The sequence below is a fragment of the Kosakonia sp. AG348 genome (assembly GCF_003337365.1).
Lineage (GTDB): Bacteria > Pseudomonadota > Gammaproteobacteria > Enterobacterales > Enterobacteriaceae > Kosakonia.
Genome location: NZ_QPJR01000004.1, coordinates 151,426 through 165,932, shown reverse-complemented (window position 1 = coordinate 165,932; position 14,507 = coordinate 151,426). Strand labels below are relative to the sequence as shown.

General features: G+C 48.2%; 19 protein-coding genes. All 19 read left to right on the top strand.

Going from position 1 to position 14,507, the window contains the following annotated elements; genetic code table 11:
• Positions 1 to 139 precede the first annotated feature (139 nt).
• A complete protein-coding gene (locus tag DFO56_RS11010) occupies positions 140 to 517 on the top strand; it encodes a DcrB-related protein (protein ID WP_016495669.1) in 378 nt (125 codons plus the stop codon).
• 60 nt (positions 518 to 577) lie between these two features.
• Positions 578 to 2,809 carry a type VI secretion system Vgr family protein gene (locus DFO56_RS11005; RefSeq protein ID WP_045509784.1) on the top strand — a complete coding sequence of 744 codons (2,232 nt, stop codon included), beginning with the start codon at positions 578 to 580 and terminating at the stop codon, positions 2,807 to 2,809.
• 15 nt (positions 2,810 to 2,824) lie between these two features.
• Positions 2,825 to 3,202 carry a hypothetical protein gene (locus tag DFO56_RS11000; protein WP_045509781.1) on the top strand — a complete coding sequence of 126 codons (378 nt, stop codon included), beginning with the start codon at positions 2,825 to 2,827 and terminating at the stop codon, positions 3,200 to 3,202.
• 164 nt (positions 3,203 to 3,366) lie between these two features.
• Complete coding sequence (locus DFO56_RS10995) at positions 3,367 to 3,714, top strand: DUF3592 domain-containing protein (RefSeq protein WP_082071775.1); 348 nt, start codon at positions 3,367 to 3,369, stop codon at positions 3,712 to 3,714.
• A gap of 157 nt (positions 3,715 to 3,871) precedes the next feature.
• Positions 3,872 to 4,231 (top strand): DUF3592 domain-containing protein, encoded by a 360-nt coding sequence (locus DFO56_RS10990; protein WP_072051633.1) that lies wholly within the window; start codon positions 3,872 to 3,874, stop codon positions 4,229 to 4,231.
• A gap of 107 nt (positions 4,232 to 4,338) precedes the next feature.
• A complete protein-coding gene (locus DFO56_RS10985; RefSeq protein ID WP_147271672.1) occupies positions 4,339 to 4,707 on the top strand; it encodes a DUF3592 domain-containing protein in 369 nt (122 codons plus the stop codon).
• Between the two features lie 92 nt (positions 4,708 to 4,799).
• Complete coding sequence (locus tag DFO56_RS10980; protein ID WP_045509772.1) at positions 4,800 to 5,105, top strand: hypothetical protein; 306 nt, start codon at positions 4,800 to 4,802, stop codon at positions 5,103 to 5,105.
• A gap of 237 nt (positions 5,106 to 5,342) precedes the next feature.
• The gene (locus tag DFO56_RS10975) at positions 5,343 to 5,714 is read left to right on the top strand and encodes a hypothetical protein (RefSeq protein ID WP_045509770.1); all 372 of its coding nucleotides are present in this window, start codon (positions 5,343 to 5,345) and stop codon (positions 5,712 to 5,714) included.
• A gap of 113 nt (positions 5,715 to 5,827) precedes the next feature.
• A complete protein-coding gene (locus tag DFO56_RS10970) occupies positions 5,828 to 6,202 on the top strand; it encodes a DUF3592 domain-containing protein (protein WP_045509767.1) in 375 nt (124 codons plus the stop codon).
• 77 nt (positions 6,203 to 6,279) lie between these two features.
• Positions 6,280 to 6,660, top strand: coding sequence for a hypothetical protein (locus DFO56_RS10965; protein ID WP_045509912.1), 381 nt, complete (start codon positions 6,280 to 6,282; stop codon positions 6,658 to 6,660).
• A gap of 149 nt (positions 6,661 to 6,809) precedes the next feature.
• On the top strand, positions 6,810 to 7,169 hold the full coding sequence (locus DFO56_RS10960) for a hypothetical protein (RefSeq protein WP_045509764.1): 360 nt from the start codon (positions 6,810 to 6,812) through the stop codon (positions 7,167 to 7,169).
• A 132-nt stretch (positions 7,170 to 7,301) separates the two neighbouring features.
• Complete coding sequence (locus DFO56_RS10955) at positions 7,302 to 7,610, top strand: hypothetical protein (protein ID WP_045509762.1); 309 nt, start codon at positions 7,302 to 7,304, stop codon at positions 7,608 to 7,610.
• 346 nt (positions 7,611 to 7,956) lie between these two features.
• Positions 7,957 to 8,232, top strand: coding sequence for a hypothetical protein (locus DFO56_RS10950; RefSeq protein ID WP_045509759.1), 276 nt, complete (start codon positions 7,957 to 7,959; stop codon positions 8,230 to 8,232).
• A 120-nt stretch (positions 8,233 to 8,352) separates the two neighbouring features.
• Entirely contained in the window at positions 8,353 to 8,715 is a 363-nt protein-coding gene (locus tag DFO56_RS10945) for a hypothetical protein (protein ID WP_045509756.1), read from the top strand.
• Positions 8,716 to 8,800: 85 nt separating this feature from the next.
• Positions 8,801 to 11,341, top strand: a complete 2,541-nt coding sequence (locus DFO56_RS10940) for a DUF2169 domain-containing protein (protein WP_045509754.1) — start codon at positions 8,801 to 8,803, stop codon at positions 11,339 to 11,341.
• On the top strand, positions 11,338 to 12,423 hold the full coding sequence (locus tag DFO56_RS10935; protein WP_045509751.1) for a pentapeptide repeat-containing protein: 1,086 nt from the start codon (positions 11,338 to 11,340) through the stop codon (positions 12,421 to 12,423). The genes DFO56_RS10940 and DFO56_RS10935 overlap by 4 nt, the downstream gene beginning before the upstream one ends.
• Positions 12,420 to 13,025, top strand: coding sequence for a DUF3540 domain-containing protein (locus DFO56_RS10930; protein ID WP_045509748.1), 606 nt, complete (start codon positions 12,420 to 12,422; stop codon positions 13,023 to 13,025). The genes DFO56_RS10935 and DFO56_RS10930 overlap by 4 nt, the downstream gene beginning before the upstream one ends.
• A gap of 4 nt (positions 13,026 to 13,029) precedes the next feature.
• The gene (locus tag DFO56_RS10925; RefSeq protein ID WP_016495682.1) at positions 13,030 to 13,422 is read left to right on the top strand and encodes a DUF4150 domain-containing protein; all 393 of its coding nucleotides are present in this window, start codon (positions 13,030 to 13,032) and stop codon (positions 13,420 to 13,422) included.
• Between the two features lie 100 nt (positions 13,423 to 13,522).
• On the top strand, positions 13,523 to 14,507 hold a 985-nt coding region (locus tag DFO56_RS10920), incomplete at its 3' end, for a type VI secretion system Vgr family protein (protein ID WP_114413864.1).

The following is a 14,507-nucleotide window of genomic DNA, read 5'->3' as shown; positions in this document are numbered from 1 at the left end:
TGGTTCCTCCGGGCTAGCGCCCGGCAGCGCGCGGGAAGCCATTCCCGCGCGCGTCACTTTTCACATTGCATGTTGATGCAATGTCTTCTTGTTGCAATAACAACGCTCGTCTCGCTCGTTATATTAAAAAGACAGAACTATGAATTTATTAACACACAGCAATCAGGGTGGCGGTGAATTTACGTTTGTCGTATCGCGAAGTAATGCAAAAGCTGACGATAAAGTTCACGCCCTCGCTGCCCGAAAAACGCGTGAGCTGGAGATGACGCTCATCGATTTTCATCTTGAATCGTCGGAAATGCTGGAAGTTGATGGTTATCCCGCCGTGGAGCTCTTCTACCAGTTTAAAAATGACAACCACGTTATCTTCCAGCGCCAGACGTTAATTTTGCTCGACGATCCCGCCGGGAAAAAAATGGTGAGCTACGTGGGCACCTGCCCTGGCGAATTCAGCGAAGAACATCAAAAGCAATATCAACAAATCATCCAGAGTATTAAATTTCATCGCGCAAAATAGCGTGCAGGTTTTACCGTGCGCTGATTGCCGTTGACAGACATTGAGTAGGGATCTCTCGTTATGCAGAACAGAATCACGGCGACGTTACCCGTCGGGGGCTTACTTTTCTGGAAACTTGCCGGGCGCGAAGCGCTGTCCGAGTCATTTACGCTGGCGCTGACGGTGCTGGGCACCGATGCGCGGGCAGACCGCAGCAAGCTGCTGGGGCAATCCGCAACCATCAATATTCCCACCCAGGGAACGGGTACGCGCTATATCAACGGCAAAATCACCCGCGTGGCGGTGAGCGCCGTTGAACTTTCGGGGACGCGTTACGCGGTGTACCAGCTCACCGTGGAGCCGGATTTGTGGCCGATGAAACGCGACCGCAACCTGCGTATCTTCCAGGGCCAGACTGCGCCGCAGATTGTGAAAACGCTGCTCGGCGAATATCAGGTGAACGTGGAAGATAAGCTGACCGGCAGTTACCGCACCTGGGATTACTGCGTGCAGTACCAGGAATCGAGCCTCGATTTCATCAGCCGTCTGATGGAGCTTGAGGGCATCGCCTACCATTTCCGCCACGAAGCCGACCGCCATGTGCTGGTGCTGACCGACGCGGCGACCGAACATCAACCCTTCAGCGGCTACGAAACCATTCCCTATCACCAGACGCCGTCCGGCGGCAGCACGGATGAAGAGGGTATCAGCCAGTGGGCGCTGGAGGACAGCGTGACGCCGGGTATTTACAGCCTCGACGATTACGACTTCCGCAAGCCGAACGCGTGGCTGTTCCAGGCGCGGCAGAACCCGGCATCACCGCAGCCGGGCAGCATTGACGTGTATGACTGGCCGGGGCGTTTTGTCGAGCACGGTCACGGGGAGTATTACGCGCGTATCCGCCAGGAGCGCTGGCAGGTGGAGCACCAGCAGATTCAGGGCACCGCCACGGCGGTTGGTGTCGCACCGGGAAACACCTTTGCGCTGTATAACGCGCCGTTTTTCAGCGATAACGGCGAGTACCTGACCACCGAAGCGAACTACTTTTTCGAGGAAAACCGCTACGCCAGCGGCTCCGACGGCGAAACGGTGCACCGCATTGATTTCACCGTCATTCCGTCGTCGGTGGTGTTCCGCCCGGCGGCGGTGACGGCGTGGCCGAAAACCTACGGTCCGCAGACGGCGAAAGTGGTCGGCCCGCAGGGCGAAAGCATCTGGACGGATAAATATGGCCGGGTGAAGGTGAAATTCCACTGGGATCGTCTGGCAAAAGGCGATGACACCAGCTCCTGCTGGGTGCGTGTGTCGAGTGCCTGGGCGGGGCAGGGCTTCGGCGGGGTGCAAATCCCGCGCGTGGGCGACGAAGTGGTGATCGACTTTATCAACGGCGACCCGGACCGGCCGATCGTTACCGGGCGTGTCTATAATGAATCCAGCATGCCGCCGTGGACACTGCCGGATGATTCAACGCGCATGGGCTTTATGACCCGCAGTAAAGACGGCAGCAAAGACAACGCCAGCTACCTGTTTTTTGAGGATCGCGCCGGGAGTGAAGCTGTTGAGTTGCATTCCGAAAAAGATATGAAAGTCTCGGTGGAAAATGACAAGACGGTCAACATTGACGGTAATCGCACGACGACCATTCTGAAAGAGCAGAAAGACGATGTCACCGGCGACGCCTCGTTTTACTATCGCGCGAAGCGCACGACCACGGTAGATGAAGCGGAAACCACCACCTTCAACAACAGCCAGACGGAAACTATCAAGAATGGGCGTACGCTGAATATCACCAGCGGCGGTGATGTTGTGACTGTGAAAGAGGGGCGCATCACTGAGGTGGAAGGTACTGAGTCACATCACGTTACGGGGCTGGTGACGGAGAAATTTGATAGTGGTCAGATGACGACTATTGAAGGGGGGCTGACTGTCGATGTTAATAGCGGTAACTGGACGCAAAATGTCAATGGTGGGACGATAACTATCAGTAGCCCTAACATGATAAGAATTTCCAGCAAAGAGCAAATTGTCATGGATGCACCAGAGGCAGTGTTTAAGCCTAAATTCCATACTCTAAGCGTGACGGCATTTAGTGAAAGTTTTGTAGGACATAGCGCATCCGGAACAGGAATGACATCAAGTGCAACGGGGATTGCTTTATCAGCAAATGGTATGTCTATTGGTTTTAAACTGAAAGATCTTTCTAAGACCCTGTTTAAGAAAGAGGCGAATGGTGTTGTTATAAACTATGAAGTAACTAATATTAGTAACAGGACGCTAAACATCACCAATAATGCTCTTTATATATTTACTTAGTGAAAAGGTGTTGAAATGGGAATTGAATATTACTCAAAGTATTTTCTTTATGGTGGAATTGCTTTTTCTCTTCTGCTTAGTGTGGTTTTTTATTTTATGTTTCGGGGAGATAAAACGGATGTGGCGGGTATGAAAAATTATTTAAGTAGCTCCCAGTGGCAAGGGGAATTTATAGATTCGCGCATTGAATCTTGGCAGCAAACTAATGCGCGATATGGCAATGATTTTTTTTACGATATAAGCTTTCGACTTAATGATGAAAAATTATATACTGCACAAACACTTGTCCGTCCTAGCCAAATGCACTTAATGAAAGAAGGATTGAAAATTAAAGTAAAAAAAGGCAGTAAAAATAGGCTGGCTGTAGTTGAAGTGAATTTTGAAGATAATTAAGAATAGAAGTGTGTGATAATTATCAAACATATGATGTTGATTGCGTAAGTAATCAACATCAATAACCATATATAATATTTGCCAATCATTTTTTTGTACACGTGAATATGTCAGCCCTAAGATATAAATTCAATAAGTTAACAGTTCTTGTTTAAGGTTGATAGATGTCAGATTCAACTATGTGGTCTATTGTAATCGTTGTGTTAATTATAGCTTGGCTTATTTATGGGATTATGAAGGCCGGTTATGATGATGACAGGTTTAGAGCTAAGGGCATTAAAGTAGAGGCTAAGATTCTTGATAAGAAAAATATCGGCGTGTCCGGCACAGGTAATGTTAAATTTAAAGTAAAAGTAGAATTTGAAACAAAAGATGGTGTCGTCAGAGCACAGGCTAAAAGATATTTTACACCTGAGGACTTGATCAAGGTAATGAGGAAAAATACTGTACAACTATTTTATCTGCCAGAAAATCCTCAACAGATTTATTTGGTCCCTCAAGATATGGAATAGCCACCATTGTGAATGGTGACTCGAATCGGCCAGTTGCAAAGATAATCCTCGTTGTCTTTTTTTGAAGGTTGGAGGTTGTAAAACTAACGGTTTTTCAGTAAGTCAACCATTTTTGACTGTGAAAAATACAAATTATATTGTTTTAATTATTTAAACCATGGCGGCTATCGTGTTTGACTCTCCTGTTTTTATCATCTCACTTATTTTTATTGTTTGCATTGGCATCCTTTTATACTGTTACTATACAGGTGTTGTTCACGATAAATTTAAAAAAGAAGGAGTTAGAACAGAGGCGAAAGTTTTAAGCAAAGAAAAAATTGGCGCCTCTGGCACTGGAAATACTCGATTTCGCATGGTTGTCGAGTTTACAACTAAAAATGAAACTGTAACCGTTACAACTAAAAGATACTTTACGCCTGAGGATTTAATAAAAATCATGAGGAACAACACTGTTGTGCTTTACTATCTCCCTCAGGATCCTCAACAAGTGCTTCTTATGCCGGGCGAAATGAAATAAGTTAACTGGCTTTTTTAGTGGTGCGTGACTGGTTATGCTATCGGGTTGCATTTCAAAAAAAAATCAAAGCGTTAATAACAACTACACGGCATAATAAAAAGGTCCAAATGGCAATTTCTTACTTTGTTACTTATCCCTTGCTAGTTGTCTTCTTTGGCATGTTTGTTTTCTTTGTCTATAACATCATCATGGCAGGTAGAGGGGCGGTTAAAATTGACCCGACTGATGCGGGACAGGCGCAGGGTGAGATTGTTAATATCCGTAGCTCAAGTGGCGAGAATTCCGCTTTTATTAATGTGATCATTCAGGTACGGTTTATTACCGCCGATCATAAAATCGTCAACACTGAAGGGAAGGCGGTTATTGATGTAGTTAAGATCCCTGAGTATCAAAAGGGAGTAAAGGTGCCAGTGACTTACTCAAAAAAAGAACCTGAGAATATAAAGATTAACATCCCGTCTCCACTGGATAAATAATGCTGTTTGAATAAAGAATACTATTTCTGATAATCCTTGAGTTTTAAATAATAAACCTTGCATTGAATTATCTAAACTTGGGTATCTGTCTAATGGATTACTTACTGCTAATTGCGATGGCGGCTGTATTTCTTATCATCATTTATAAAGGTACCGCCAGGCATGACAGATTGATGCGTGACGGGCGACCTGTTATGGCGACTATAGAAAATGTCACGCCCGTCAGTTCTGATGATGCTGGTAATACAACAATTGTTTATACGCTCAATATAGAAGGTCGGCATGTTAAGGGGAAAGAAAAAATTGACACGTTTTTTTCGCCACAATTTCAGCCAGGGATGCAGATAAAAATTATGTATATCAATGATGAAGATTATATGTTTGTTTTTAAAAAGTAATTAAAAACATATGCCAGGCCTGTGAGGCACCGAATACTCGGTGATTGCAGGCCTGTATATGTATGTCGTAGTGGTTATCGATTTTATTCGTCGAAGTTGAATATCGGTAAACGGTATATGCACAAATACTTATTCTGTTATCGGTGGCGATGGTGATGTGTAAACCTAATAATAGTGAGTAGTAGGCTGCAACCATTAATTAATGACGGCGTCAACATTTTTTATAACCGAGGGACAATGAGTTATTTATCGTATATTATGCCTAAGCTTGCCTGGTTTATACCACTGTGCATATTGCTTTTTGTCGGGTATGTTGTTTATAAGAACAGGCAGCGTGATGCTCAGGATGCTTATATTAAAGAGCATGGCGTTAGCCTCGATGCTGAAATATCAGATGTAGTTTATGATAAGATTCAAAGGATAAACAATTATTTTGTGGTGGTAGCGTCAGTCAAATATAATTACAGTGATAAAATTTTTGTTTCCAAAAGAGGCTTTTCTTTCTTGATTACTGAAAAAGAAAAGATTATTCCTGGGCAAATTATCAAAATCAGAGTCAATCGTAACATGCCTGAGCAGTTTTATTACGAAGATTATCAAAACTATTAACAAAAATCTTTAAAGGGTAGTGTGTTTGATGGTGTATTAAGTCAGGTTTGGCTGTTTATTCGTTTTCAGTGTCGTCAGATCGATATATATATATTAATCAAGGAAATCTCTCCATGGATTATTTGAAGGTCCTGCATATCATTTTGGTTGGGCTGGTAGCAGGTCTTATTATTTATTTGATCTGCAGGGACATAGTTTGGGGGGTGATGAAAAAAATCATTCTTAGAAATCCGGTCTATACCCATGCGACTATCTCAGCCGTTATGCCAGGAACGCCGTCATCAAACGGATTGGTTAACTTAACAATCGATTATGAATTTAAAGATTTAACTGGAGCGAACTACTCGCGCAAGAACGTACTGACAATAATTAAAACAATTAACCTTGTCGAATATCAGATCGGTAGTGCCGTTCCGGTTGTCTATTTACGTACTAATCCTGAAAAACATTTTCTGAATGAAGGGAAAGATGGTGTGTTGATCAGGTGAATCTCTATTGTCACCATACCATTCACGAATCGAAATTTTTGTTGTTAGTCCAATTTTTTATTTACATAACAGTGAATATGAGTGTTTTTACAGAAACTCCCTTAATAATCGGCGTTATCGTATCTATCCTGGGGATTATACTGGCCTTTTCAACATTAAAGCCGAATAAAGATGAAGTTACCACTCTGCGTGACTGGTCATCCAGAGAAAAGTGGAGTGGTCAAATTATTGAGACGTCACTTGAATCGTGGCATCAAACAGATACCAAGTACGGCAATGATTTTTTATACGATTTTACTTTTACGGCTACTATTAATGACACAAGGAAAAAATATGTCGCAAAAGGTCTGGTTAGACCTAATGAGATACATAAGATTCAGAAAGGTTTAACTCTAATAATAAAATGTAATGCTGATAATCCACCACGTATAGCAGTGATGGCTATCAATTATAAATAAAATCTATACCGCTTTTTTCAAAAGATGAATAAAGATACTTTTGAATTGGTATCATATGCATATAATTTCCTTTGGTATTACATTTTAGCTAGTTGAAGTTATTCATTTAAAGCCATCTTATCGATAAATATAAATCTTAAGAGGTTATAATGTTCACTGGCGATAATGTTGGCCTGATATTAAGCATTGTAGCACCATGCTTCCTCATTTATTTGGTATTCCATACAGGGATGGTTCATGATGATTTTAAAAAGAACGGTATAAGGACAGTTGCTAAGATAAATAATATCAAGCAAATATCCACTTCAGGTACTGGTTCGCCAAAATGTGTCTTTACGCTTTCTTTTACTACCCAAGATGGTCACGATATAAGTCTGGAAAAAACACAGGTCGTTACTGTGTTAGATATGATGCCTCTCGAGCGAGAACGCAAAGTGGATATTTACTACAAGAAAGAAAATCCTAAAAAGATATGGCTAATACTTGAATCAGAAAGCCGGATAAAGTAATGACAATTATGGTTAGGTCGCGATGATGTCACCGATGATATCTCATTCCACTATCGTGCGAAGCGCACGGCCACAGTAGATGAATATGTCTGCACAATTGACTATGTATTTATGAAAAAAGGAATGAGCAATATGATGGGGATTTTATTAGCGATTGGCATAATTGCTGTGGTTGTTATTATGTGTTTCATTTCTGTTAATAAAACGGAGAAAATAATTCGTGAAGGTCGCCCGATTATGGCCGTGATTGAAAATATCAGGCCCGTTTCCACGGATGACTCTGGGAATACAACTGTATCTTATGTTTTAAATGTGGAAGGGCGTAAAATTGAAGGTCGTGAAAAGATTGATACCTTCTACGCTCCACAGATGCAACCTGGTATGCATATAAAAATCATGTATGTCGATGATAAACATTTTGTTTTCATTTTTGAAAAATAAAATATGTATAATAAAAAACAGACTAATGCTCACTATTGTTTAGTCGTAATGGTGTTCAGGAACGGTCGAATAGCTCATTTGCTGCGAAATGGTTTGAGAGTATTGCTTGGGTGCTAATAAATTAAAGGGGGGAGACACTGTTTTTAACTACTGGATAATGACTTCTTTTATAATATTCGCTTTCACCTGCCGGGCGATAATCAACTCTACACTGCTAAAACCCTGGTGAACATTTCTCAGATGCCATTGATCCAGCCTGGACTGCGAATCAGAGTGAAGAAAGGAAGCGAAGGCCGCTTAGCGGTCATTAAAATTGAGTTTTAGCGAAGATAAGGTATTGCCATTCATGACGGACCTGATTGCAAAAAACCTCACGCTCTTTTCATGGTCTATAATGGCTATTTTTATTTACCTTTTCATTAAAGGTCTGCGTGAGCCTACCGACGATGCGAAATTAATCCAGTATCGTGCAACGTTACGTGACTGGTATGGCTCTGAAAAAGAGGGCGTGCTGGAAACATGGGCACCCTTAAAATCAACGCCAAAAGGCGAATATTTTCTATTCCATTTCATCATTGTGATTGACCGGAAAACGCAAAAAAAAAGCAGCGGCTTTAATTAATGCTAGTGATATCGAAAGGTTAAAGTCGAGCCTTAAGTTGCTCATTAAATATCAAGGGTTGCTTACAAAGAAAATCGCTGTCGCCGATATTGTTTTTGATGAATCATTTCAGGAAACGTAATGGACTATTTTAAATATCTGGCTTATCTCTTTCCCTCGCTGGTAATTGTTGTTTTTATTAAAATCGCGATTCGCGATATAAAAAACAACCGAATAAAAAAGCGCATCGCCAGCGATCCTGTGCATGTCAATGCGCGAATAACTCAGGCCGTGGCAGGAACGCCCGCGCCAAATGGCATCGTCAATGTCACACTGGATTATGAATTTAACGATCATACCGGCAAGGTTTTCACACAACAAAATGTGGTTACCGTGGTGAAAACGATGGAGATGCTTAACTATAAAGCGGGCGAAACCGTTCCGGTCATTTATTTGCGCAGCGATCCTTCGCTCAATAAGGTTAATCTTCCGCGCGTATTTTAAATTCATAAATTATTTCATCGTAAGGCGCTCTTTCCTGACGTTAAAAAAACGCCAACGATACGCTTAATCTTCCAAAGGATGTTATATGAAGATTATTAAACCGCTGCGGCTGAGTGTGCTTAATCGCCCATTTCGCCTGCAGGGGCAAAATCACCTGGGTGTTTCTGTTCTCGCGCTGCTGGATATGAGCGCGCAACCAAAATTACGTCCTGAAGTCGAGTTGTGGCAGTTGGCCGCCAGCGAGTTGCAAACCAGCGGCGGCGTGCTGGATATGGCAATGCCGAAAGCGCGCGCCGAATTCCTCGCTATCGGCTTCGCTTATTCGCACCATCATCAGGATAAAACCGCGTGTGCGGTGCGCATTGAAATCGGCGAACTCAGTAAAACGCTGGCCGTCACCGGCGATCGCTACTGGGCCGGTTCGCGCCCGACCGCCGCCAAACCTTTTGAACAGATGCGTCTCGACTGGAGCCGCGCTTTCGGGGGCGAAGGTTTTGAGGAAAACCCGCACGGTATCGGCGCCGTGGAAGAAAACCACAACGGCACCCGATTTCGTCGCCTGCCTAATATTGAACTCTTAAATCAGCGTGTCACGTCTCCGCGCGCAAAACCTGAACCAGCCTCTTTCGGCCCGCTGGATCTTCTCTGGCCTCGCCGCTTTCGCCGGATGGGTAAAAACTACGATGCCCGCTGGTTGCAGCATGATTTCCCCGGTTTTGCGCCCGATATTGACTGGCGGGTATTTAACGCCGCCAGCCCCGATCAGTGGTGGGAAGAGCGGGATGCGCTACCACCGCAGGCCGCATGGCGCATCTGGAATATGCACCCGGAGCAGCATTTGCAGGAAGGCACGCTGCCGCCGTGGCAGGCGCGCTGCTTTATGCAGCGCCAGCGCGGCGATGAGATCCTGTTTGAAGAGATCGCGCTGCGCGCCACTACGGTGTGGTTTTTCCCGCATCTTGAGCAGATGGTGCTTATCTGGCAGGGCAATCAGCGTATCAATGAAGACGATGCGGCAGACGTTTTGCAACTGATGCCTGCGCTGGAAAAAATCGGTGCTCCCCGCTCGGTCAACCACTATCGCAAAGTGCTCCATCAGCGTCTGGATAAAGAGAAAGGCGCGTTGTTTGCCTTCCGTGAAAAAGATTTGATACCTGAAGAAGTTATCGGCCCGTGGATCGACAGCGAGGTACAGGAAAACCACAGCCCGATGCGCGATAACCAGCAAAACCGCGCCATGCAGCTGCGCGAGCAGCATCGTGCGCGGCTGGAAGCACAGGGCGCGGATACCGCCGATCTGCTCCAGGAGATGGAGGAGCCCGCACTTCCGAAGCTGGAGGATTTGCCTGAGTTTATCGAAGAGATGGAGCGCAAAGCCCGGCAAATGCAGGCGCAGGCCGAAACACGCAAAGCAGAGATGGAGGCGCGTTTCCCGCAGATGAATGCGCAGGAAAACCAGCCGCGCGGGCCGGAATCGATGATGCGCATGCAGGATTTACTGGAGCGCAACGCCGACAGCATGAGTGAGAAAAAGCTAAAGCAGAGCCGGGAAGCGCTGCACAAACTCTATCTGATGTCTGCCGCCGAACAACCACCTGCCATCAAACTGACTGGCGATATCGCGCTGATTATTCGCCAGCGTGCCGAAAGAACGATGGCGCAGGGCGGGGATTTCAGCGGGCTGGATCTGACCGGCGCGGATTTCTCCGGAATGGATCTGCGTGGCGCCAATTTCCGCAATGCACTGCTGGAGTGTGCCAACCTCAGCCAGTGCCAGCTTGACGGCGCTGATTTCAGCAATGCGATGCTGGCGCGCACGGATTTACAGGGTGCCTCGCTTTGCGAATGCAACTTCACCGAAGCAAGTCTTGCGCTGGCGCAGTGCCACCAGACCAATTTCACCGGTGCGCAGTTTACAGAATCGGAAATGACCGATGCGCTGTTTGACGCCTGTGATTTCAGCCATGCACGGCTGGAAAAACTACTGCTGCGTAAAACTGGCTTTAGCCAGTGCGTATTCCGTCACGCGACGCTGGATAATTGTGTGTTTATGGAACTTACGCTGCCGCAACCTGACTTTAGCGCGGCAACAATGAATAAAAGCAGTTTTATCCAGTGTGATCTGCAAAGTGCCTCTTTTGCCGGGGCACATCTGGAAGGCTGTTCCTGGGTAGAGAGCCGCCTGGAGCGAGCCCTGTTTCGTGACGCCACGCTTATCACCTGTGCGGTGGCATCCGGAGGCACGCTGTGCGGTGCAGATTTCAGCGGCGCGCAACTTAAACAGAGCAATTTACGCCAGGCGGTACTGACTGACGCCCGTTTCGTTCGTGCGAAGCTCGATAACAGCGATCTCAGCGAGGCGCAATGTGAAGGGGCGGATTTTAGCGGCGCGACGCTAACCGGCAGTCTGTTTATGCGAACTGATTTTCGGCGTGTGCGTTTTACCGACGCCAATTTAATGGGCGCGATGATGCAAAAAAGCCGTCTTGAAGGTGCCGATCTCAGTTTCAGCAATCTGTTCCGCGCCGATCTTTCCCAGTCGATAGCGGACAGCACCACGAAATTTGAGGGTGCCTATAACAAACGCGTGAAAACCCTGCCGAAGCGCGACGGGGAGGTGATATGAGTCAGTTAAGTGCCGCAGAGTTGCAGCAAAAAGTGAAAAGCGGCGAGGCCATTATGGAACTCAACCTTGATGGCTGCGATCTGCGCGGATGTGATTTATCCGGCGGGATTTTTCAGGAGGTGTCGTTCGAAGGGGCCAGTCTGCAGGGCTGCAATCTGCAGGAGAGCGTTTTTACCGAATGCCAGCTCGCAGGCGCCGTGCTTACAGCGGCACACCTCGAAGAGACCGTGTTTAACCAGTGTGATGTAGCCGCGGCGAATTTCAGCAATACCTCGCTGCTGCGTTGCGTATTCAACGAATGCACATTAAACGGCTGCGACTTCACGCAGTCGGCTTTTGACAGCACCCAGTTTATGCGCAGCCCGCTGAATAAAAGCCTTTTTACCGGTGCGCGTTTAGAACGTTCGACACTGTTTGAGTGCCCGCTTGATGGGGCGAAACTCAACCATTGCCATAACCTGCTGACCACGTACTACGGCATCGATCTGCGCGATACGGATCTCAGCGGGAGCCAGTTTGAACGGGCGGTGTTTTTTAACTGCGACCAGCGCGGCAAAAACTATGCGCAACATCAGTTCACCGGCTGCCAGTTTACCGATAACCAGCTTGATGGCGCTGATTTTAGCGGGGCGCAGCTCACCCAGTGCAATTTCAAAGGCGCATCGCTCAAACAAGCGCGACTGAACAACGTTAATGCCACGCAGGCGCTGTTTATGCAGGCCGATTTGAGCGGCGCGCACGCCCACGGCAGCCTGTTCGATCAGGCGATTTTTGTCGGCGCGACATTACAGCAGGCCAGTTTTAAGCAGAGCCGTTTTTTCCAGAGCATCCTGCAACACGTTGCGGCCCGGCAGGTCGATTTCACCCTGTGTGATTTTACCTATGCCGATTTCAGCGGCGCGGAGGTGTGCGAAGCCGATTTTCGCGGCGCGATCTTCTCGCGCAGCCGTTTTCATCGCGCGCGGCAAGAGGGCGCGCGGTTTGCCGATCGCAAAGGCATTCTTGAGTACGACGAAGAGTTACTGGCGGCGGAGGCCTGGACCGCCGAACGCCACAGCCGAATTTACGGAGACCTGCAATGAACAACCTCAATCAACCTTTGACTCTCGCCACGCTGCCCGGCGGCCAGTTTTCCGCACGCGTCACCCACTGTTTTGACGATGGCAGCCTGATGGTCGAATGCGACGGGCGCGGCTGGCACTGCCGCCGGGCAGTAAGTTGCGTGATTGCACCGCAGGCGGGCGATACGGTGCTGATAAGCGCGGTCGATAACCAGATGTGGCTACTCGCCGTGCTGGAGCGCGGTAACGAGGACGCCACCGAGCTGAGTGTGCCGGGCGACTTGCGTATCACAAGCCAGGGCGCGTTAATCCTCAGCAGCGATGCGCTGAATGTCAGTGCGGCGAAAGGCGATTGCCATATCAGTGAGATGAACTACAGCGGCGACAAGATTTCCGCATGGGTTACGCTTTCGCGCATTGTTGGCAAACGCGCGGAATCCGTCTGGCAGACGGTCACGCAGATGAGCCAGCACCTGTTTCGCACCACCCGCCAGACCGAGCATGTGCGCGCCGGGCAACTGGATATGAAAGCGGAAGATTATCTGCGTATGCACGCGCAAAACACGGTGATCACCTCGAAAGCGATCACTAAAGTCGATTCTGAACAGATCCATATGGGGTAATTCAATGTTTGCAAACTGCCAGTTGATGGGCGTTGATCTCGCGTTTCCGGATGTCTGTCTGACGCCGATGCCAGCTCCGACGCCAATCCCGTACCCGGATATCGCGCTGGGGCCAACCGCGATACCGAACGCGCTCAATATTCTGTTTATGGGCATGCCCGCGCACAATATGGCGACCATTACGCCGCTGACCAATGGCGATAACCCCGGTGTGGCAACGGGGGTGGCGTCCGGTACGGTGATGGGGCCGTCGCGCCATCTGACCGGCGCGTTCACCGTGTTGCTGAAAGGTACACCGGCAACGCGCTTAACCAGCGTCAGCCTGCAAAACTCCACGAATGCCATTGGTATGCGCATTGTGCCAAGCCAGTTCAAAGTATTAATGCTGGCACCGTAACGGCACACGCAACGCACAGTAATTTTCCACCTAAAAAAACGAACGCACAGGCAACAGCAAGTGCGCTTTCCGGTGATTGATTTTTTACGGAATCATGGTTATGGCGAACAGGATCACGGCGACGTTACCCGTCGGGGACTTACTTTTCTGGAAACTCTCCGGGCGCGAAGCGCTGTCGGAGTCATTTACGCTGGCGCTGACGGTACTGGGCACCGATGCGCGGGCAGACCGCAGCAAGCTGCTGGGGCAATCCGCAACCATCAATATTCCCACCCAGGGAACGGGCACGCGCTATATCAACGGCAAAATCACCCGCGTGGCGGTGAGCGCCGTTGAACTTTCAGGGACGCGTTACGCGGTGTATCAGCTCACCGTGGAGCCGGATTTGTGGCCGATGAAACGCGACCGCAACCTGCGTATCTTCCAGGGCCAGACTGCGCCGCAGATTGTGAAAACTCTGCTCGGCGAATATCAGGTGAACGTGGAAGATAAGCTGACCGGCAGCTACCGCACCTGGGATTACTGCGTGCAGTACCAGGAATCGAGCCTCGATTTCATCAGCCGTCTGATGGAGCTTGAGGGCATCGCCTACCATTTCCGCCACGAAGCCGACCGCCATGTACTGGTACTGACCGACGCGGCGACCGAACATCAGCCCTTCAGCGGCTACGAAACCATTCCGTATCACCAGACGCCGTCCGGCGGCAGCACGGATGAAGAGGGTATCAGCCAGTGGGCGCTGGAGGACAGCGTGACGCCGGGCATTTACAGCCTCGACGATTACGACTTCCGCAAGCCAAACGCGTGGCTGTTCCAGGCGCGGCAGAACCCGGCGTCACCGCAGCCGGGCAGCATTGACGTGTACGACTGGCCGGGGCGCTTTGTCGAGCACGGTCACGGGGAGTATTACGCGCGTATCCGCCAGGAGCGCTGGCAGGTGGAGCACCAGCAGATTCAGGGCACCGCCACGGCGGTTGGTGTCGCACCGGGAAACACCTTTGCGCTGTATAACGCGCCGTTTTTCAGCGATAACGGCGAGTACCTGACCACCGAAGCGAACTACTTTTTCGAGGAAAACCGCTATG

What these genes read in the sequence shown, in the direction of transcription:
- DFO56_RS10955 (WP_045509762.1), top strand. Translation starts at nt 7,302, where the DNA reads ATGATGGGGATTTTATTAGCGATTGGCATAATTGCTGTGGTTGTTATT.
- DFO56_RS10930 (WP_045509748.1), top strand. Translation starts at nt 12,420, where the DNA reads ATGAACAACCTCAATCAACCTTTGACTCTCGCCACGCTGCCCGGCGGC.
- DFO56_RS10960 (WP_045509764.1), top strand. Translation starts at nt 6,810, where the DNA reads ATGTTCACTGGCGATAATGTTGGCCTGATATTAAGCATTGTAGCACCA.
- DFO56_RS10950 (WP_045509759.1), top strand. Translation starts at nt 7,957, where the DNA reads ATGACGGACCTGATTGCAAAAAACCTCACGCTCTTTTCATGGTCTATA.
- DFO56_RS10980 (WP_045509772.1), top strand. Translation starts at nt 4,800, where the DNA reads ATGGATTACTTACTGCTAATTGCGATGGCGGCTGTATTTCTTATCATC.
- DFO56_RS10935 (WP_045509751.1), top strand. Translation starts at nt 11,338, where the DNA reads ATGAGTCAGTTAAGTGCCGCAGAGTTGCAGCAAAAAGTGAAAAGCGGC.
- DFO56_RS10940 (WP_045509754.1), top strand. Translation starts at nt 8,801, where the DNA reads ATGAAGATTATTAAACCGCTGCGGCTGAGTGTGCTTAATCGCCCATTT.
- DFO56_RS10975 (WP_045509770.1), top strand. Translation starts at nt 5,343, where the DNA reads ATGAGTTATTTATCGTATATTATGCCTAAGCTTGCCTGGTTTATACCA.
- DFO56_RS11005 (WP_045509784.1), top strand. Translation starts at nt 578, where the DNA reads ATGCAGAACAGAATCACGGCGACGTTACCCGTCGGGGGCTTACTTTTC.
- DFO56_RS10925 (WP_016495682.1), top strand. Translation starts at nt 13,030, where the DNA reads ATGTTTGCAAACTGCCAGTTGATGGGCGTTGATCTCGCGTTTCCGGAT.
- DFO56_RS10990 (WP_072051633.1), top strand. Translation starts at nt 3,872, where the DNA reads ATGGCGGCTATCGTGTTTGACTCTCCTGTTTTTATCATCTCACTTATT.
- DFO56_RS10970 (WP_045509767.1), top strand. Translation starts at nt 5,828, where the DNA reads ATGGATTATTTGAAGGTCCTGCATATCATTTTGGTTGGGCTGGTAGCA.
- DFO56_RS11010 (WP_016495669.1), top strand. Translation starts at nt 140, where the DNA reads ATGAATTTATTAACACACAGCAATCAGGGTGGCGGTGAATTTACGTTT.
- DFO56_RS11000 (WP_045509781.1), top strand. Translation starts at nt 2,825, where the DNA reads ATGGGAATTGAATATTACTCAAAGTATTTTCTTTATGGTGGAATTGCT.
- DFO56_RS10995 (WP_082071775.1), top strand. Translation starts at nt 3,367, where the DNA reads ATGTCAGATTCAACTATGTGGTCTATTGTAATCGTTGTGTTAATTATA.
- DFO56_RS10965 (WP_045509912.1), top strand. Translation starts at nt 6,280, where the DNA reads ATGAGTGTTTTTACAGAAACTCCCTTAATAATCGGCGTTATCGTATCT.
- DFO56_RS10945 (WP_045509756.1), top strand. Translation starts at nt 8,353, where the DNA reads ATGGACTATTTTAAATATCTGGCTTATCTCTTTCCCTCGCTGGTAATT.
- DFO56_RS10985 (WP_147271672.1), top strand. Translation starts at nt 4,339, where the DNA reads ATGGCAATTTCTTACTTTGTTACTTATCCCTTGCTAGTTGTCTTCTTT.